This is a genomic window from Corynebacterium sp. LK33, from assembly GCF_014334955.1.
In the GTDB taxonomy this organism is placed as follows: Bacteria; Actinomycetota; Actinomycetes; order Mycobacteriales; family Mycobacteriaceae; genus Corynebacterium; species Corynebacterium jeikeium_D.
On sequence record NZ_PDGU01000022.1, the window covers coordinates 44,760 to 63,135 of the forward strand.

17 protein-coding genes are annotated in these 18,376 nt (G+C 59.5%); 14 read left to right on the forward strand and 3 right to left on the reverse strand.

Annotated elements, in window-relative coordinates:
• Positions 1-114: 114 nt before the first annotated feature.
• On the reverse strand, positions 115-1,950 hold the full coding sequence (locus CRD20_RS06525; RefSeq protein ID WP_083308455.1) for a long-chain-fatty-acid--CoA ligase: 1,836 nt from the start codon (positions 1,948-1,950) through the stop codon (positions 115-117).
• A gap of 259 nt (positions 1,951-2,209) precedes the next feature.
• On the opposite strand from CRD20_RS06525, the gene mshA reads away from it, so the two are divergent.
• The 5 genes from mshA (at position 2,210) to CRD20_RS06550 (ending at position 6,971) form a co-directional block, all read left to right on the forward strand.
• Positions 2,210-3,472: a D-inositol-3-phosphate glycosyltransferase gene (gene mshA, locus CRD20_RS06530; RefSeq protein ID WP_172620248.1), complete on the forward strand. Its 1,263-nt coding sequence runs from the start codon at positions 2,210-2,212 to the stop codon at positions 3,470-3,472.
• Positions 3,473-3,531: 59 nt separating this feature from the next.
• Positions 3,532-4,017, forward strand: a complete 486-nt coding sequence (locus CRD20_RS06535) for a YbjN domain-containing protein (protein ID WP_049172367.1) — start codon at positions 3,532-3,534, stop codon at positions 4,015-4,017.
• Between the two features lie 70 nt (positions 4,018-4,087).
• Complete coding sequence (locus CRD20_RS06540) at positions 4,088-4,834, forward strand: phosphoglyceromutase (RefSeq protein ID WP_016421977.1); 747 nt, start codon at positions 4,088-4,090, stop codon at positions 4,832-4,834.
• 130 nt (positions 4,835-4,964) lie between these two features.
• Positions 4,965-6,272: an ATP-binding protein gene (locus CRD20_RS06545; RefSeq protein WP_187405102.1), complete on the forward strand. Its 1,308-nt coding sequence runs from the start codon at positions 4,965-4,967 to the stop codon at positions 6,270-6,272.
• 3 nt (positions 6,273-6,275) lie between these two features.
• A complete protein-coding gene (locus tag CRD20_RS06550; RefSeq protein ID WP_016421979.1) occupies positions 6,276-6,971 on the forward strand; it encodes a response regulator transcription factor in 696 nt (231 codons plus the stop codon).
• 51 nt (positions 6,972-7,022) lie between these two features.
• Here CRD20_RS06550 and CRD20_RS06555 read toward each other — a convergent pair whose 3' ends face one another.
• Positions 7,023-7,955, reverse strand: coding sequence for a hypothetical protein (locus CRD20_RS06555; protein ID WP_016421980.1), 933 nt, complete (start codon positions 7,953-7,955; stop codon positions 7,023-7,025).
• Between the two features lie 34 nt (positions 7,956-7,989).
• Between CRD20_RS06555 and CRD20_RS06560 the strand changes: the two genes are divergently transcribed.
• The 5 genes from CRD20_RS06560 (at position 7,990) to CRD20_RS06580 (ending at position 12,074) form a co-directional block, all read left to right on the forward strand.
• The gene (locus tag CRD20_RS06560) at positions 7,990-8,928 is read left to right on the forward strand and encodes a Ppx/GppA phosphatase family protein (RefSeq protein ID WP_161798518.1); all 939 of its coding nucleotides are present in this window, start codon (positions 7,990-7,992) and stop codon (positions 8,926-8,928) included.
• 1 nt (position 8,929) lies between these two features.
• Positions 8,930-10,363 carry a hypothetical protein gene (locus tag CRD20_RS06565; RefSeq protein WP_187405103.1) on the forward strand — a complete coding sequence of 478 codons (1,434 nt, stop codon included), beginning with the start codon at positions 8,930-8,932 and terminating at the stop codon, positions 10,361-10,363.
• Between the two features lie 102 nt (positions 10,364-10,465).
• The gene (proC, locus tag CRD20_RS06570) at positions 10,466-11,275 is read left to right on the forward strand and encodes a pyrroline-5-carboxylate reductase (protein ID WP_016421983.1); all 810 of its coding nucleotides are present in this window, start codon (positions 10,466-10,468) and stop codon (positions 11,273-11,275) included.
• A 263-nt stretch (positions 11,276-11,538) separates the two neighbouring features.
• Entirely contained in the window at positions 11,539-11,730 is a 192-nt protein-coding gene (locus CRD20_RS06575; protein ID WP_005509751.1) for a helix-turn-helix domain-containing protein, read from the forward strand.
• Positions 11,731-11,972: 242 nt separating this feature from the next.
• Complete coding sequence (locus tag CRD20_RS06580; RefSeq protein WP_003855542.1) at positions 11,973-12,074, forward strand: 30S ribosomal protein bS22; 102 nt, start codon at positions 11,973-11,975, stop codon at positions 12,072-12,074.
• Between the two features lie 238 nt (positions 12,075-12,312).
• On the opposite strand, the gene CRD20_RS06585 is transcribed toward CRD20_RS06580, so the two are convergent.
• Positions 12,313-13,437 (reverse strand): HAD family phosphatase, encoded by a 1,125-nt coding sequence (locus CRD20_RS06585; protein ID WP_070603566.1) that lies wholly within the window; start codon positions 13,435-13,437, stop codon positions 12,313-12,315.
• A gap of 165 nt (positions 13,438-13,602) precedes the next feature.
• Between CRD20_RS06585 and CRD20_RS06590 the strand changes: the two genes are divergently transcribed.
• The 4 genes from CRD20_RS06590 to CRD20_RS06605 all read left to right on the forward strand — a co-directional run bounded on the left by CRD20_RS06590 (position 13,603) and on the right by CRD20_RS06605 (position 18,332).
• Positions 13,603-13,845 (forward strand): glutaredoxin family protein, encoded by a 243-nt coding sequence (locus CRD20_RS06590; RefSeq protein WP_016421985.1) that lies wholly within the window; start codon positions 13,603-13,605, stop codon positions 13,843-13,845.
• Between the two features lie 224 nt (positions 13,846-14,069).
• On the forward strand, positions 14,070-15,512 hold the full coding sequence (locus CRD20_RS06595; RefSeq protein ID WP_149420993.1) for a glutamyl-tRNA reductase: 1,443 nt from the start codon (positions 14,070-14,072) through the stop codon (positions 15,510-15,512).
• A 15-nt stretch (positions 15,513-15,527) separates the two neighbouring features.
• Positions 15,528-16,460 (forward strand): hydroxymethylbilane synthase, encoded by a 933-nt coding sequence (gene hemC / locus CRD20_RS06600; protein ID WP_049190547.1) that lies wholly within the window; start codon positions 15,528-15,530, stop codon positions 16,458-16,460.
• 204 nt (positions 16,461-16,664) lie between these two features.
• A complete protein-coding gene (locus CRD20_RS06605) occupies positions 16,665-18,332 on the forward strand; it encodes a bifunctional uroporphyrinogen-III C-methyltransferase/uroporphyrinogen-III synthase (RefSeq protein WP_049190550.1) in 1,668 nt (555 codons plus the stop codon).
• Positions 18,333-18,376: the final 44 nt, after the last annotated feature.

The following is an 18,376-nucleotide window of genomic DNA, read 5'->3' on the forward strand; positions in this document are numbered from 1 at the left end:
TTTTTTGTCATAAACCTAGTCACTAAGTCCGGGGGGGGGGAGCCGGGGTCCGCCTTAAAGGGATAGGAGCCCGCTCTACTCAGGCCCCTATCCCAACTACAAAACCACCCTGAACTAATGGGACTTGCGGTGGGAAAGCGAATCGACGCTCTGGCCCTTCTGCTCCAGCTGTGTGAGCAGCACGTCGCGGACATCGCGGCGGCGGACCTTGCCCATCTGGTCGCGAGGAAGTTCCTCCAGGTGGAAGAATGCGCGCGGCACCTTGTACCGGGTCAGGTTGTCGTAGCAGTGGTCGCGGTAGGCGTCGGAATCCAGTCGGGCGTAGTCGGCAAGGGTGATCGCGGCCACGACCATCTCGGAGCCGTCACTCTTCGGCAGGCCGACGACCGTGGCATCGGTGATGTCCGGGTGAGAGAGCAGTACTTCCTCGACCTCGGCCGGGTAGACATTGAAGCCACCGGTGATGATGACCTCCTTGATGCGGGCAACCAGCTTGATGAAGCCGTCCGACTCCATGACTCCGACATCGCCGGTGCGGTACCAACGGTCGCCAGCGGGAAGCTCAGCAGGCCCATCGGTGAAGGACTTCTCCGTTGCCTCCGGGAGGTTGAGATAACCGGCGAAAACCTGTGGGCCTCGGACGATGACCTCGCCCTCCTCGCCGTCAGCGCGGAGTTTGGTGGGATTTTCGGGGTCAACGATGGCAACCTCGGTGTCGGGGAATGGCAGGCCAACGTAGCCCGGGCGGCGGTTGCCGTCCATCGGGTTGCCGACGATAATCGGTGACGTTTCGGTGAGGCCGTAGCCTTCGACAAGGCGCCCGCCAGTGAGTTTCTCCCACTTCTGTACAAGGGAAACCGGCAGGGTAGCGGCGCCACAGAAGGCAAACTTTACCCCGGAGAGATCGACATTATCGCGCTCGGCTGCTTCGACAATCTTCTCGTAGAGAGTCGGCACACCAGGCACCCATGTCGGGCGATTGTTCTTCATCACCTTCATAATCAGCGGAATCTCCGGTGCCGGCACCAGCACCAGTTCAGCGCCAATCAGCATGGACAAGTTGGTGACAATGGTCAGGCCGTAGGCATGGAACATTGGCAGGATGCCGAGGGAGATTTCCCGCTCCTTGCCAAGGCCCGGCACCCAGGCCTTACCCTGCAGAATGTTCGCTACCAACCCCTGGTGACTCAACTGTGCGCCCTTTGGCGAGCCCGTGGTGCCAGAGGTGTACATCATCACTGCAGTGTCATCGGCAGTGATGGATTCATCGGCCTGGAGGTCGTGGCCATCTCCGCCGACGGCGTCGTGAAGCAAAGCGTCAAAACCCATGACCTGCGGTGCGGAGGAGTGCAGCTTAGCGCGGGCGGCGCGGAGCTTCGGCAGCGGGATCGACAGGGCGGTGCGCATGACAAACGGCAGGTCCTGCAGCATATTGACCGCGATGATGGTCTCGAGCGGGGTGTTGTTGCGGAGGTCTTCAAGTACGGGGACGATCTTGTCCCAGCAGATGGCAAAGCGGGCGCCGTGGTCGTTGAATGGGTGGCGCAGTTCGTGGGCGGTGTAGAGGGGGTTGTGCTCTACGGCAACAGCGCCGAGGTGCAGAACTGCCCAGTAGGCGATGACGTGCTGCGGGCAGTTCGGCATGAGCAGTGCCACGCGATCGCCTTTGCGTACGCCAAGTGCGCGCAGGCCGGCGGCAACGCTGCGAACCTTGGCATCCAGCTCCGCATACGAGGTGGAGCGACCGAAGAAGGTCAGTGCCTTGCGGCGCGGGTGGTTGCTCAGAGTGTGGCGGTAGACGTCTAGGAGGGTGTCGAAGTTGTAGTCGATGTGGGGTGGGGTCCACTCCGGATACAAGTTCAGCCAGGCCTTGGAAACCGCAGCGTTGGGTGCGGAACCGTGAGCTGGGGCAGAGTCATTTGCAGCGTGTGAGCTGGATGTATCGGCCATGGGGTCCTCCTAAATTTTTGTTTAGCACCTGAATATGTCGTGAGGTGATAATAACCTACGACGTAGTAGGTATCGACCTCTATTGTGCCGTACGTCGCACTGCGATGCCGGAATTCCGATACACGTATTTGAGGTACTCATTTGCGGGGTTGCCCCTGGCGTAGGCACTCTGGGCAGTATGAGCGAAACATTTCCGGCGGCAACGGCGGGCGCAGACGCAGCCACCTCTAACACCCCGGCGTGGCCGAACCGCATCGCGATGATCTCCATGCACACCTCTCCGCTGGAGCAACCGGGCATCGGTGACGCTGGTGGCATGAATGTCTACGTGCTGCGCACCTGCGAGGAGCTGGCACGACGCGGTGTGAAGGTGGATGTTTTCACCCGCGCCACGCGTTCCAGCGATGGGCCGGTGATTCAGGTCAGTGAGAACTTCCGCGTCATCAACATTGTGGCTGGTCCCTATGAGGGGTTAGAGAAGTCAGACCTGGCTACGCAGATGCCGGCCTTTGCCGGTGGGGTCATTGAATTCGCCCGCAAACAGGGGATTGAATACGACCTGATCCATTCGCACTACTGGCTCTCTGGCCAGGTGGGGTGGCTGCTGTCGGATTTGCTTGACATTCCGTTTGTGCACACGGCGCACACGCTGGCGGCAGTGAAGAATCTCCATCTGGCGGAGGGAGATACGCCGGAGCCGGAGTCTCGGCGTATCTGTGAGCAGCAGATTGTGGACAATGCGTGCCGGCTCATCGTCAACACCGATGCCGAGGCTAAGCAGCTCGCGGATCTCCACGATGCCGACCCGTGGCGCATCAATGTCGTGCCGCCCGGGGTGGACGTGGAGCTCTTTTCGCCGGGCAGTGATCGTGCCACCGAGCGGTCCCGTCGTGAGCTGGGCATCCCGTTGCACACTAAGGTCATTTTGTTCGTCGGTAGGCTGCAGCGGCTGAAAGGCCCGCAGGTATTGCTGCGGGGTGTCGGTGAGCTCATGCGTCGCCATCCCGCCACTAATGTCCGAGTGATTATCTGCGGTGGCCTGTCCGGTTCTGGGCTGCACGCGCCCGACGAATTCACCAATCTCGCCGCGGAAGAGGGGATTGATCACCTAGTCCGGTTCATGCCCCCGCGCCCGCCGCAGGATCTGGCGAAGCTCTACCAGGCCGCCGATATTGTCGCCGTGCCCAGTTACAACGAAACTTTCGGGTTGGTGGCGATGGAGGCTCAGGCCACTGGCACTCCCGTTGTCGCGGCGAATGTCGGCGGGCTCTCCATCGCTGTCGACGATGGGGTCAGCGGTTTGCTTGTCGACGGTCACGAGCCCGCAGCCTGGGCCGATGCCCTCGGTCGCCTGGTGGAGGACGACGAGCTGCGCATTAAGTTGGCCACCCAGGCGCGCGAGCACTCCTTGGAGTTTTCCTGGCAAAAGACCGTGGATCGGTTGGCCGATGTCTATCATCGAACCGAACTCCAAAAGGAAAATTGTCCCGGCTCTATCCGGGATGCGGGCGGCTCCCGGTAGGTTTCGTTAGCTTCAGTACCGCCAGAGCCGTAGCCACAAAAGCAGGGAGATGATTCACGATGAGCACGGACATCCAAGTACAGCTGAAATCCCTCGGTGAGCAGCTGGAACGCCTCGGTGTCGAGCATGGTATTGCAGACAATGCCGCCGTGGTGGTCCTGCCTGGTAAGAAGAAGCTCAAGACTGTCGTCGGCCTCATCCCGGCGCCCGACTCCCTGCGTGTTGAAGCCTTCGTCTGTCGCGCGGTCGAAGAAAACCACGAGGCCGTTTACAAGTGGTTGCTACAGCGCAACCGTCGTCTGTTCGGCATCGGTTACACCATCGACGCCGCCGGCGACATCTACCTGGTCGGTCAACTGCCCGCTGAGCTTTCCGACGATGACCTCGACCGTCTCCTCGGTCAGCTGCTGGAGACGGCCGATGGGGACTTCAACCAGATCCTCGAACGCGGCTTTGCATCGGCAATCAAGCGCGAGTGGGAGTGGCGAGTTGACCGTGGGGAAAACCTGGCCAATCTGGAGCAGTTCCGCCACATGGTTGAGTAGCCGGGGGTAGCAACCCACATAGCGGGGCAACGAACGGCGGGCTTTCCAGTTTTGGGGCACAATTGGGGGTATGAGCAATGGAAAACTGATTCTTGTCCGTCATGGCCAGAGTGAGTGGAACGCATCCAACCAGTTCACGGGCTGGGTCGACGTTGCACTGACCGACAAGGGCCGCGCTGAGGCAGTACGTGCCGGTGAGATGCTCGTAGAGGCAGGCCTGAAGCCGCAGGTTCTCTACACGTCGCTGCTGCGTCGCGCAATTAACACCGCACACATTGCCTTGGATACCGCTGACCTGTTGTGGATTCCGGTTATTCGTGACTGGCGTCTGAACGAGCGCCACTACGGTGCTCTGCAGGGTCTGAATAAGGCAGAGACCAAGGAGAAGTACGGCGAGGACCAGTTCATGTCCTGGCGTCGCTCCTACGACACTCCGCCGCCGGAGCTGTCGGATGACAGCGAGTTCTCGCAGGCTAATGACCCGCGTTACGCCAACCTGGATGAGGTTCCGCGCACGGAGTGCCTCCTGGACGTCGTCAAGCGTTTCATTCCTTACTTTGAAGAGGAAATCCTGCCGCGTCTGAAGGCCGGTGAGACTGTCATGGTGGCAGCTCACGGTAACTCCCTGCGTGCACTGGTCAAGCACCTGGACAACATCTCGGACGAGGACATTGCCGCTCTGAACATCCCGACCGGTATCCCGCTGGTTTACGACTTTGATGCTGAGGGCAAGGTTTTGAACCCGGGTGGCACCTACCTGGATCCGGAAGCTGCAGCCGCAGGTGCTGCTGCTGTTGCTGCTCAGGGCAACAAGTAAATATGTAGGTGTTTGATAGGCCGATAAGGGGCGCAGCCAAGTGGGGCTGTGCTCCTTGGTCTATTTAGAGCTAGCTAGCGCACTGATTTTCAGCGCGCGCGGATTGTGAAAAGAGCTTAGGGTAAGACCCGTGTCAAAAATCATTATCGCCGCTCTATTAGGTGCTGCGGTTATGGCAGCTGTGCTGATTCTTGGTGGAGTTGTCTCGGGTGCCTATAACGCCGCTCGGCGTCAGAAGAGCGACGAGGAAAGTTCAATAACCACCATGGCGCAGGTCATGCACCTGGCCATTCAGAAGTCTCCGACGGGTGTGGTGGTCGTTGACATCTCACGTGATTTGATTTTGTCGAACTCCATGGCGCACAAGTTAGGGCTGGTCTATGAGCGCCGCCTCAATGACGTGGGCTGGGAAGCTGCGCTCAAGGTCTTTGACTCGCAGGAGGACCAGGAGCTAACGCTGGTGCTGCCGTCGCGCCGGGCGGGGGCGCCGGACACAATTGTCCGCTGTCAGCTAACTCCGTTGTCACTGGTGGACGACCGTTTTGTGGTGATTTATGCGGCGGATGTCTCCGAACAGGCCCGTATGGAGGCCGCGCGACGTGACTTTGTGGCTAACGTTTCCCACGAGCTCAAGACTCCGGTGGGGGCCATCAGCCTCTTGGTCGAGGCGCTGAATGAAGCTACCGACGACTCGGTTGCCGTGCGTCACTTCAGTGAGAGCCTGACGCAGGAGTCCAAGCGGATGTCGACCATGATTACGGAACTCATCTCGCTGTCGAAGCTGCAGGGGGCAGAGCCGCTGCCGGACATGTCTCCCGTGAGGGTTGAAGAGATTGTCCAGGGAGCTGTGCGTCGTAACCAGATGCTCTCGGAGCAGGCGGGTATTGAAATCACCGTTGACTGTGAGCCGGATTTGGTGGTTGAAGGTGAACGCAGCCTGCTGATTACCGCGGTGTCCAACCTGATTTCAAATGCGATCAACTACTCGCCAGAGGCCACGCCTGTATCTGTGACTGCGGTCAAGGAGGATAACGACACCGTCGCTATCCGCGTCACTGACCGCGGTATCGGCATTTCCCAGGCGAACCAGAAGCGCATCTTCGAGCGCTTCTTCCGTGCGGATAAGGCACGCTCGCGGGCGACAGGCGGTACCGGTCTGGGCTTGGCAATTGTTAAGCACGTCGCAGCGAATCACAAGGGAACCGTCAAGCTGTGGAGTCGGCTGGGCACAGGATCGACCTTCACCATTGAGCTCCCGCTGATGGAAAAGAACGGTTCCGCGTCGAATGATGGCGATGTATCTGCACGTTTGCCAATCGGCCACACCCAGCCTGCGGGTAAAATTGCGGCTAAGAAAAACGCGCAGCGAGGTACGGGCAAAACCCGTGGCAAGGATAAGGATTCCCAGAACAAGGATTCCAAGGAAGGAATGAAGTAATCCGTGACTGAGGTACTTATTGTCGAAGACGAGACGGCTTTGGCGGAGCCGCTTGCGTTTCTGCTGCAGCGCGAAGGATTCGAGGTGCGGATGGCCGCTGACGGCCAGGAAGCACTTGCAGAATTCTCCAAGGCAGAACCGGACATTGTGCTGCTGGACCTCATGCTGCCAGGTATGAGTGGCACCGAGGTCTGCAAAAACATCCGCTTAAAGTCCTCTGTCCCAGTGATTATGGTCACCGCCCGTGACACTGAGATTGACAAGGTCGTCGGCCTCGAAATTGGTGCGGATGACTATGTGACCAAGCCGTATTCCTCTCGGGAACTTATTGCCCGTATCCGAGCTGTGCTGCGCCGTGGTCGCCACGACGACTCCGACGATGTCGAGGATATCTACGAGGAGGTCTTGCGCGGCGGCCCGGTCGTGCTGGATGTCGAGCGCCATGTAGTCACCGTTGACGGCGATGATGTCGCAATGCCGCTCAAGGAATTCGACCTGCTGGAGTACTTGCTGCGCAACCGTGGTCGTGTGCTAACCCGTGGCCAGCTCATCGACCGCGTCTGGGGCTCCGACTACGTCGGCGACACCAAGACGCTGGACGTACACATCAAGCGCCTGCGCTCCAAGATCGAGCGCAATCCTTCCTCGCCGGAGTTCCTGGTCACCGTTCGCGGCTTGGGTTACAAGTTCGAGGACTAGCTCAGCAGACTGCTGCCGACAATCTCCGCCGTCGGTCTGAGAAACCCCGACTTAAACCTCGTCCGGCGCCAGCCCCTCGGCCGCTGCGCGTGTGGCCGGGTGAATCGCCAGCAGTGGGTAGCCACTCGGCCCGAAAGCCTTGGCCGCGCCCGCTATTTCTCGGGCACGGCAGTGCTCCGCCAGAATTTCGTAGCACTCTTCGCCGATGAGCTCTATTAGCTCGGACTTGTGCGTGCGCCACACCGGCTCGCCACCGGTATGTGTGGCCGGCGCGCCCGTGCAGAACCATTCAAAGTCCTCGCCGCCATCGCCCCAGGCACGACGATCGTATTCGGTAATGGTCGTGCGCAGAATCTCCTGGCCGTCCGGGCGTTCCTCCCAGTCCTCCAGTCGGCGCAGCGGCACCTGCCAACACACATCCGGCTTGACCTTTACGGGGTCAATGTCGTTGGCCATCGCCCATTGGTGGATGGCACAGCCCGCACCATTGCGCCATCCGTCACGGTTGGCAAAAATGCAGGCATTCTTCACGACCTTCGTTTTCAGAGCAGGCTCAGGCTCTCCGTTTTCGTCGTCAAGCTCGTCCCACACTAACCACGGTTCCAACGGTTCGGAGGGGTCGGTTTCGTAGGTTTCAAGCCACTTCAGAGTTTGTTCGGGGCGGTTCTGCCACCACTGGGGCTCTGCGGAGTCGCCTTCCATTCGCTTTACGACGTCAATAACCCTCTCGCGGTCTTCTTCGTCGGTGATAAAGGCGCCATGGCCGCAGCATCCGACATCCGCGTTCGCGGAGTCGATGCCCTGGCAAGCGGAGGTGCCGAAAGCGCATTGATAGGAGCTCATCAACCAGGTTAGGTCGCAGGTGATGATATGTTCTGGGTCCTCCGGGTGGGCGAACTCGAACCACTCGCGGGGAAAGTCATAGGCGACTTCAGCGGGAGACGGTTGCGGTCCGCGACCGGGGCGGGGGTGGGGTTGATTCACACCAATACACCGTAGACCGTCTAACCTACTAAGAGTGAGATTAGGTGTATTAGATGTAGGTAGTAATACCGTCCACTTGGTGATGGTGGACGCCCGCCGGGGCGGACATCCGACTCCGATGAGCGATTCCAAGTCGACGATGAAGCTGGTCGAGTACCTGGATAAGGACAACAACCTGTCCAAGAAGGGCATTGACAAGCTGACGGGCTACGTCGCTGAATCCAAGGAATTGGTTGAGCAGATGAAGTGCGAAGAGATGATTAGCTTCGCCACTTCAGCTGTTCGCGATGCCACGAATGCGGACGAGGTTCTCGCCCACGTTGAGAAAGAAACTGGCATTAAGCTGCAGATTCTCTCCGGTGAGGATGAGGCTCGTCTGACCTTTTTGGCAGTACGGCGCTGGTACGGCTGGTCTGCTGGTCGTCTAATCAACCTGGATATCGGTGGCGGTTCTCTTGAGCTGACGTCGGGTACTGATGAAGATCCGGAGGCGGCGTACTCGCTGCTGCTCGGTGCGGGGCGTTTGACCCACGAGTGGTTCGAGACCGATCCGCCGGAGCGCAAGAAGATTGACCTGCTGCGCGATTACATTGATGCTGAGCTCGCTGAGCCAGCGCGTCATCTGCGTACGCTTGGTGAGCCGGACTTGGCTGTCGCCACCTCGAAGACTTTCCGCACTCTCGCCCGCCTGACCGGTGCGGCGCCTTCCGCCGCTGGCCCCAGGGTTAAGCGCACTCTGACTGCCGCTGGTTTGCGCCAGTTGATTGCGTTTATTTCCCGCATGACGGCGGCTGACCGTGCTGAACTTGAGGGTGTTAGTGCGAATCGTTCTCACCAAATTGTCGCAGGTGCTCTCGTTGCAGAGGCTAGTATGCGAGCATTGGGATTAGAGAAGGTCGAGATTTGTCCTTGGGCGCTGCGCGAGGGCATCATCTTCCGACGACTGGACAGTGACCTATACGGAAAGGGTTGAGATGAGCGAGGAAAAGCTCACCGTTGCCGAACTGCTGGCGCGGCGGCAGAAGGAGGGAGCTCCCTCTGAACCACCGCGGCGCCGCCGTCGACGCAGCCTTGAAGAAGGCGGTGTGTCCGTTCAGGAACTCACCGGCTCAATCCCTCGTGTAAAGGCCGACGAACCGCGACGTGGTGCTCACGCTCTTTCCAACGCAGACGACGATCAGACGACTACGAGTGATTTGCTTGCCGACGAAGCTGCGGCCAACGCCGCCGACGAAGCGCAGGCAACCGAACCGGAGGTAGAAGCTCCGGAGCACTCGGAGGCTGTCGCTGAGCCAGTGGTAGTTGCTGAAGGGGCGGATTCTTCGGAGCATGAGGTTCAAGCTGAGGCCGAGGCTGAAGCTGCTGCTCAGGAAGAAGAGGAGTCGGAATTAGCTGAGGCTGATGCCGAAGTCGCTGGTGCCGAAGTAGCTGACGCCGAGGTCGCTGAGGTCGAAGCTGACGACGTTGAAGCTGACGAGGTTGCCGAAGTTGCTGAAGAACCGGTTGCACCGGTTGCACCGGCAGCTCCGCAGCAGGAGCAAGCCGCGCAGAGCACACCAACTGCGCAGCCAGCAGCCCCTGCGGTGCCATTGGCAATTCCGATGGAACCCCGTCCGGTCATGGTCAACTCCGAGCGTTCGGAGATTACCTACACCTTCACCGAACTGCGTGACATGGCAGACGAGTCGCAGCAGCTTGGGGAGCCGGGGCCAGTCGCTCGTGCGGTACTCACCGGTTCCAACGCTTACGACGACCGTCCGACTGCCTCCATTCCGGTTGTCCAGGACAATGTCGACGAAGAGTCCGAGGCATCCGCTGAATCGGATGACGTCGACGGTGAACAATTTGCTGAGGCTGAAGCTGCTCAGGAAACCGCTACCTTCGAGGCTGCCGACGCTGACGCCGATACCGGTGCCGCTTCCAAGGCGGCAGTGGCAGCCGCTGTCGCTCCTGAAGTTGCACAGGCAGAAGACGCACAGGCCGATATCGAGCAGGCCGAGGACGCCTCCACTGAGGCTGCACAGGTCGAGACCACACCGACCCAGGCCGCAGCTGACGAGAAGCAGTCGGAGCCCCGGGACGTCGTTAAGCGTGAAGAATCCAAGAGCTCCAAGGGCAAGGCCGTCGCGCGCGATGGCTACGCCGAGGACAATTCCCTCTCGGTGCCGTTGCTGCTAATCCAGGTTTTCGTGGGTCTGATTGCTGGTGCATTGGTGTTCCTGGGCTTCACCATGGCCTGGTCGTCGCTGCCAAAGATTGTGGTTGTCATCATGGCTCTCGTGGTCGCTGGTGGCTTCGCGGGAATGGCGAACTACCTGCGCCGTGAGAAGGACAAACTGACACCGATTCTCGCGGGACTTGTCGGTTTGGCGCTGACATTTGGCCCCTGGATTCTCTTCCAGTTGTAGTGGGGTCAACAGAATAATCATCACCTGATGCAGGGGTCGGAAGCGTAGTTTTCCGGTCCCTGCATTCGCATGTGTGGGCCAGTTTTGGCACACTTAGCGTCCATGACAAGAATTGCTGTAATTGGTGGCGGAAAGATTGGTAGCGCACTCGTCGGTGGTCTCATCGACGGTGGTGTCTCGCCCTCCTCGATTTATGTGGTGGGGCGCACCAAGGAGAGCCTGGCCGGTCTGAAGGAGACCTACGGCATTGTCGATGCCGACGACCCAGTAGGGGCCGTCGACGGTGCCGACGTGGTGTTCTTGTGCGTAAAACCGTACTTGATTATCGACATGCTCGAGCAGATTGCCGACGTGCTCGATGACTCTGAAGTCGACACCATCGTCGTGTCGATGGCGGCTGGCATCACGCTGGACAAGATGGAAAGCGTCTGTGCTGTCGGTACTCCGGTGATCCGCGTCATGCCGAATACCCCGATGCTGGTGGGCAAGGGGGTCTGTGCAGTCGCGCCGGGCCGCTTTGTCACGGAGAGCCAGACCGACGAGGTTGTCGAACTGTTGAAGAAGGTCGGCAGCGTTGAGGTTGTCGATGAGTCGCTGATGTCTGCAGTCACTGCAGTCTCGGGCTCCGGTCCGGCTTACTTCTTCCAGTTCGTCGAGGCGATGACCGATGCGGGTGTGAATCTGGGCCTCAAGCGTGATCAGGCTAAGCGTCTGGCGTCGGCTACGGCTGCTGGTGCGGCCGAGATGATGATGCAGGAAGGCGCGGACCCGACTGCGTTGCGTGCCGATGTCACTTCGCCGGGCGGTACAACCGCTGCGGCCACCCGAGTTTTCGAGGAAGAAGGCATTCGTCGCGCGGTGCATCGCGCGCTGCAGGCTTGCTACGACAAGGCCAACGAGATGGGTAAATAAGTATTTCGCCGCGTGGAAGCGGGTGTACAAGTAACCCCAATATTTGGGGCATTGGAAATGGTCAGGGGCAGTAGCTAATCCGATACGCAGGGACGATGGGTTAGTCACAACTGTCACACCATTCGCCAATGCCCCTATTTTTTATCAAAAATCGCACCGGCACCTTGCCTACCGGTAGGATATGAAAAGCACGTGCGTGTCACGATTTTCTGCAGGAGGGGAAGCCTGCAGCGCGTCGCGTGCGCTGAAGGGAATATTTACTAATGCAGAATGCAGATAAAGGCACCTTTCTGACCGTTGCGGAAGTTGCTGACATCATGCGCGTATCCAAGATGACCGTCTACCGCCTGGTTCACGCTGGCGAGCTGCCGGCAGTGCGCGTTGGCCGTTCTTTCCGCGTCCATGAGTCCGCAGTCAAGGAATACCTGGACTCCTCCTTCTACAACGCGGGTTAATTTTTTCTGCCTTTAAGCGGGGCTGTTTGACCTGAACGCATATGTCCCCGCTATGATTAATCCGATTAGTACATGGTGCTGTGCTGCGCCCCTGTTTCCTATCGTCTTCAAGTCATGAAGTATCTAGCTGTGAAGGCGGAAGGAAAAAGGGCGTGACATCTCGGCGGTTGTAAGGCCGCATTGAGTACGCCGCCATTGTGCAAGAAAAGAAATTTCCGTCAACGAATAGCGAGGTCGAGCCGATGGGTTCCGTCATTAAGAAGCGTCGCAAGCGCATGTCGAAGAAGAAGCACCGCAAGATGCTTCGCCGTACCCGCGTGCAGCGTCGTAAGCTCGGCAAGTAAGCCAGCATTCCTGCCGTTATCGCAGGAGCGCGCGTGCTGCGTCGCGTACACGTTTTAAAAGCAGAACCCGCCCGGTCTCGTTGAGATAGGGCGGGTTTTGTCGTTGGGGGCTAATCACGGGCTGCCGATTACGGGCTGCAAATGTGAAACTGTAGGAGTTTATGACACTTTCATGCCACTTTTCGAGCCATTTTTGTCATAAACGCAGTCACTAACTCTCGAGTGCGCCTAGCAGCGTTTAACTTTCCTTATTCGCGTCCCACAGTCGCTTGCCGACGAGTCCCGCGCCCCCGACAGCTCCTGCCAGCAGTGCTCCGATCGAGAGCCACCGCATCGTGGCGAAGGTTGCGGAGCGGAAGTGACGGTAGTCGTAGACAGTCCACCGCATCTTCTGGGCGTAATTCCGCAATTTGCGGTCCGGGTTGATGGCTACGGCGGTGCCTACCATGGACAGCATGGGGATATCGTTGGCGGAATCTGAGTATGCCGTGCAGCGAGACATGTCCAACCCGGAAGAGGCCGCCAGAGCTGCCACCGCGTGCTTCTTGCCCGGGCCGTGGAGAATATCGCCTACCAGGCGGCCAGTGAACTTGCCATCTTTGACCTCGGCGACCGTGCCAAGGGCGCCGGTCAGTCCGATGTGCTTAGCGATAACCTGGGCCAGCTGCACCGGGGTGGCGGTGACCAGCCAGACCTCTTGGCCAGCCTGGATATGTAGTTCCGCCAGATCGCGGGTGCCTTGGTAAACGCGGTCGCTGATCTTTTCTTCAAAGATTTCTTCGCCGAGTTTGACCATTTCATTCACATCGTGGCCGGCGAAAAACTCCAATGCCTGTTCACGAGCCTTAGCTACGTCGGCAGCGTTTTCCGCGCCTGAGATTCGGAACTTCAGCTGCTTCCAAATCATGCCGGCCAAATCGCGCTTCTTGATGAAGCCGCGCTCGACCAAACCCATGGCAAAGAGGAAGATTGATGCGCCCTGGACAAGCGTGTTGTCCACATCGAAGAAAGCGGCTGCGCCTTGATCGCGTTCGACACCTGGAATGGGCTGCGAGAGCACACGTGCACCGCCAGCGGCATCTTCGGCACCCGCTACACTGCGAAATCCCGTAGCCAGTTCTTCGCCGCCGACGTCGTAGACTTCGCCGAGAGCTTCCAGTGCATTTGCAGCCGCTGCAGCACCAGCTTCCTCCTGTGCTTCGTCATTGAGCGGAGCGAGAACTACCTGCTCGAGGAAGTTGCGGACGTTACCCTGCGAGGACGCAAGGTCACCCAGCATGTCGATGGGGAAGGGGGAGCGGTTGTCGGCACTGAACTCACTCACGGCACGAAAATCTCTTTCCACGGTGTATGCAACCGACATCCGTTATCGGAAGCTCTTGTTGAATATTATCCGCTCTTTAGGCAAAGCTGCGCGCTGAGATTCAAGGAGCGGATAGGGGCAAGGATAAGAAGAGTCACTTTTGCAGGGGAAGTGTGGGGAGGGGGACGTCGTAAAGCGAAACAGTCGACCTTTAGACTGGCCGTTATGGTGACTGTGACGGTGATGAGTAGGAAGACGTGCGGTTCGTGCGCCCGAGTGATTGCGCAGATTGAGCCGCTAGTTCGGGACCAAAATGCGCAGTTCCAGGTGGAAGACGTCGATACCGATCCGAACTTGGCCATGGAATTTGGCGATCGCGTGCCGGTGATTTTGGTCAATGATGAGGAAATCGCTTGCTGGGAAATCGATGATGATGAACTCCTGGAAGCGATAGCGGAGGCCGAATAAGTTCGGGAGACAACTCTGCCAAACTGCTAGGAGCTGCGGAGACATGGCAGAATGTGGAGTAGCGGCAAAGAAGCAGGGGAGTGCTGCGAACATCGAGGTAGAGACTAAGTAAAGTATGCCTTTGTTGTGACGAGATGGCAGGGTTGTCTAGCGTTAACAGTCATAGCTGTGTGAAAAAGCCCGTAGCGGGGCCTGTGAAGGAGCAATAGAGCGGTGATTGAGCGGTGAGTGTGCTTCTCGTCGGAATGTCGTACCGGTCTGCACCGGTGACCCTTCTTGAAAAGGTCTCCGTCGGTGAAACTGAGCGAGAGGCCATTTTGGCTCGGCTGGTCGCGGATGAAGCGATCAGCGAAGCGATGCTGTTGTCGACCTGTAACCGCGTTGAGTACTACGTGGTGGCCAACGGCTTCCACTCTGGGCTATCGGCCGTGGTCCGTGAAATTGTCGGTCGTACTGGGCTCGAACTCGATGAACTGACACCGCACCTCTATGTGCGGTACGCACAGGCCGCAGCGGAGCATGCCTTCTCGGTGTGTGCTGGTCTTGACTCGATGGTGCTGGGGGAACAGCAGATTATCGGTCAGCTTCGCAATGCTTACCAGGAAGCGGACGAAGCCGGCACCGTCGGTCGCATGCTGCATGACTTGGCGCAGAAGGCGCTGCACACAGGCAAGCGAGTCCACAGCGAAACACTGATCGATAATGCGGGCGCATCGATGGTCTCCGTGGCCATCGACGAGGCGATTGCTGCGCTGCATCCTGGGTTCAACTCTGGTGTTGACGTCGCTGAGGGTACCGATATTCTGGCCGGACGTTCGGCCCTTATCCTCGGTGCCGGCGCGATGAGCTCGCTGGCCGCCAGCTACCTGGGGCGCTGCGGCATTGACCGTCTGATTATTGCCAACCGCACCGTTGACAGGGCGCAGAACCTGGCTAACCACTCCATCGAAGCGGGCATCCCCGCCACTGCGATTGCATTGCATGATTTCGCCGATGTCCTCGATGATGTGGACATTCTCGTCAGCGCCACCGGAGCCATGACTCCAGTGGTTTCAGCTGCCGATGTCATCGACAACGGCTCGCTCGCCATCGTCGATTTGTCTATGCCTCGCGACGTCGCGGAGGATGTCTCCGGGCTTGAGGGGATCGCACTCTTCAACATCGAATTGCTGCAGATGACTCGCACGGAGGTTCCGGGTCGTGATGATGAGGCTGCAGCGCGCGACATTGTGGCCGAAGAGTTGGAGTCCTACCTCACGGCGCAGCGCGCAAGCGAGGTAGCACCGACTGTTCGCGCTCTGCGTGAGCGCGCGGCGGATGTGGCGGCGGCTGAGCTCGCTCGCCTGGAGGCGAAGACACCGGGTCTTACTCAAAAGGAACGTCGCGAGGTCGAGTCCACGGTTCGCCGCGTCGTCGATAAGCTCTTGCACGCGCCAACGGTACAGGTCAAGAAGCTTTCTAGCCAGCAGGGTGGTGGCAACTACGCGCTTGCCCTGCAGAAGCTCTTCGACCTGCCCCTATCCGCCCCCTCTGGCCTGTATGCTGACACCGATATCCCCGCAGATCTCATGGTAGAGGGCCGAATTGGGCGGATGCAGGGATTTGAGCAGTATGGTCTTGACAGTAGTGCCATCATTGAAGGCGTTGCTGAAACCACCAAGAATTAACACCCGGAGGGAAACATGCCTGACCCAGCGACTATTCGTATCGGTACCAGGGGCTCGGAACTGGCCACGACACAGGCCGGTCACGTCCGTGATGCACTGATTGAGCTGGGGCAGCCTGCAGAGCTGGTGATTGTGAAGACCGCCGGTGACCATAACCGCCACGACCCGGTGGAAAAGATTGGCATCGGTGTCTTCACCCAGGCGCTGCGTCATGCACTCCGCGAGGGGGTGTGCGATATTATCGTGCACTCGTTTAAGGACTTGCCGACGTTGCCGGAAGACGACATGATGGTCGCAGCCGTGCCGGAGCGCGTCGATCCGCGAGAAGCGCTGATTTCCCGTGATGCTACGCCGCTGATGGACCTGCCTGAGGGTGCTCGAGTGGGTACCTCCGCGCCGCGTCGTGTCTCTCAGTTGCGTGCGCTGCGCTCCGACCTGGAACTTGTACCACTGCGTGGAAACATCGAAACCCGCATGGGGCGTGTCTCTGAGGACTTGGACGCTGTCATTCTGGCTCGCGCCGGACTGGAGCGCACGGGTCGCCTCGGAGAGATTGCGGAATCCCTGGACGTGGACGTCCTCATGCCGGCCCCGGCTCAGGGCGCCCTGGCGCTGGAGTGCCGCACTGCTGACCGCGAAATTGTGGATATTCTGCGCAAGATTGACCACCCGGTGTCCCATGCCCGCGCTGTCGCTGAGCGCGCGGTACTCAATGAGCTGGAAGCGGGCTGCACCGCTCCGGTCGCGGCCTACTCAACCGTGAGCGACAGTGGTGAACTCACCCTGCAGGCGGGGGTGTTCGCACTCGACGGTTCGCGTCAGTTGCTCGAGACCGCTACCGCAAACGTGGATAAGGCCGATGAGCTTGGCCGGAAGGTTGCGGCGGCCCTGCTCGAACGGGGTGCTCATGAGGTAATGGGCGATACCCTGCGGGAATCTCAAAAGTAACCGGTTAGTTAATTTGGCTCAAACCCTTTATGCTAATAGGCCTGTATGCATGCCGTTGGGATAAGGGTTTCCTTCGTGCGCTCGCATGTGAGATTCAGGTATCTACCTGCCCCTCACATGCGTTGGCGCATGTCCGCTTTCTTCCTTAGAGACTCATCGGCACGAAAAGTGAACAACCAATAGAAAAGAAATCACTCCGCAACGATGAACACCTCCCTCCCCTCAGCAACGGGACGCATCCTGTTCGTCGGCGCTGGTCCTGGAAATCCCGACCTGCTGACGCTTCGCGCCCGTGAGATTCTCGCAGACACCGCTATCGCCTATGTCGACGCCGATGTCATGCCGGGGGTTCGAGAGCTCGTCGCAACCGATGTGCCTGTTCCTCCCGAGCTGCTGAAGGAAGCCGAGGAAGAGTACGAGCGCATGTGCGCCGCAGCCAAGGCCAAGGGATCTCGTCGTAAGCCGCCGCGTCCGGCACCACCGACCGCCGCAGATCTGCGCACGCCTATCGACGATCCCAAGAAGATGGCCAACCTGCTGGTCGAAGAAGCCGCTAAAGGCAATGACGTGGTGCGTTTGGTGGCAGGCAATCCGCTGACCAACGATTCGCTGCTGGCCGAAATCAACGAGGTCTCGCACGCCGATGTTGAGTTCCAGATTGTCCCTGGCATGTCCGTGCCCTCCACCGTCCCGGCATTTGCCGGTATCGCGTTGGGCTCGACGTACACGGAGACCGATCTCGGTCGCGCCGATGTGGACTGGGACGAGCTGGCCCAGGCACCACAGCCGCTGGTACTGCAGGCCGTGCAGGACGACCTGTCCGCCATTGCAACTGAGCTCGGCGAACGCGGCCTGCCGTCGTCGTTGCCGGTGTCGGTGACTGTCAACGGTACGACTCGTCTGCAGCGCACCTACGACGTCACGCTGGGCACCTTGGCGCAGCTCTCGGGTGACCTGACCGGTCCGCTGGTGGTCACGCTTGGCAAGGGTGTGGACAATCGTTCGAAGTACTCATGGTGGGAAAACCGCGCTCTCTACGGATGGAAGGTGCTGGTCCCACGTGCCAAGGCGCAGGCAGGGCCGATGAGTGCCCGTCTCGTTGCGCACGGCGCCATCCCGATTGAGGTCCCGACCATCTCAATCGAGCCACCGCGCAGCCCGGCGCAGATGGAACGCGCCATCAAGGGGCTTGTCGACGGCCGTTACCAGTGGGTTGTCTTCACTTCCGTCAACGCCGTCACCGCAGTGTGGGAGAAGTTCCAGGAATTCGGCTTGGACGCGCGCTCCTTCGCCGGGGTCCGCATCGCAGCAGTCGGCCATCGCACCGCCGCTGCCATCCGCGATCTCGGCATCACTCCGGAGCTGCTTCCGGATGACACTCGTCAAAATGCCGCGGGCATTGTCGACGTGTTCCCGGAGTACATCGAGGATCTCGATCCGGTCAACCGCGTGCTGCTGCCGCGCGCCGATATCGGCACCGATGTGCTTGTCGACGGTCTGATTGACCTGGGCTGGGAAGTTGATGATGTGGTCGCTTACCGTACCGTGCGGGCAGCGCCACCGAGTGCGGATATCCGCGACATGATTAAGTCCGGTGGCTTCGACGCAGTGTGCTTTACCTCGGGGTCGACGGTGAAGAACCTGGTCGGCATCGCGGGTAAGCCGCATGCTCGCACCATCATTGCCTGCATCGGGCCGATGGCCGCAGCCACGGCTCGCGAGTACGGCCTGCGGGTAGATGTCGTGCCGGAGCGCGCAAGCATCCCGGAGCTGGTGGATGCGCTGGCAGAGCATGTTGCGCAACTGCGGGCGGCAGGGCAGCTGCCACCACCGCGCAAGAAGCGTCGTCGTTCGCGTAAAACCAAGGACTGAGCAGGGGCGTACCGGAGCGAGTTCGCGTTTTGATTAAGGTTGTC

Coding starts and splice junctions, on each gene's coding strand:
- CRD20_RS06580 (WP_003855542.1), top strand. CDS start 11,973: ATGGGTTCCGTCATTAAGAAGCGTCGCAAGCGCATGTCGAAGAAGAAG.
- CRD20_RS06590 (WP_016421985.1), top strand. CDS start 13,603: ATGGTGACTGTGACGGTGATGAGTAGGAAGACGTGCGGTTCGTGCGCC.
- CRD20_RS06535 (WP_049172367.1), top strand. CDS start 3,532: ATGAGCACGGACATCCAAGTACAGCTGAAATCCCTCGGTGAGCAGCTG.
- CRD20_RS06540 (WP_016421977.1), top strand. CDS start 4,088: ATGAGCAATGGAAAACTGATTCTTGTCCGTCATGGCCAGAGTGAGTGG.
- CRD20_RS06605 (WP_049190550.1), top strand. CDS start 16,665: ATGAACACCTCCCTCCCCTCAGCAACGGGACGCATCCTGTTCGTCGGC.
- mshA (WP_172620248.1), top strand. CDS start 2,210: ATGATCTCCATGCACACCTCTCCGCTGGAGCAACCGGGCATCGGTGAC.
- CRD20_RS06525 (WP_083308455.1), bottom strand. CDS start 1,950: ATGGCCGATACATCCAGCTCACACGCTGCAAATGACTCTGCCCCAGCT.
- CRD20_RS06575 (WP_005509751.1), top strand. CDS start 11,539: ATGCAGAATGCAGATAAAGGCACCTTTCTGACCGTTGCGGAAGTTGCT.
- CRD20_RS06565 (WP_187405103.1), top strand. CDS start 8,930: ATGAGCGAGGAAAAGCTCACCGTTGCCGAACTGCTGGCGCGGCGGCAG.
- proC (WP_016421983.1), top strand. CDS start 10,466: ATGACAAGAATTGCTGTAATTGGTGGCGGAAAGATTGGTAGCGCACTC.
- CRD20_RS06585 (WP_070603566.1), bottom strand. CDS start 13,437: ATGTCGGTTGCATACACCGTGGAAAGAGATTTTCGTGCCGTGAGTGAG.
- hemC (WP_049190547.1), top strand. CDS start 15,528: ATGCCTGACCCAGCGACTATTCGTATCGGTACCAGGGGCTCGGAACTG.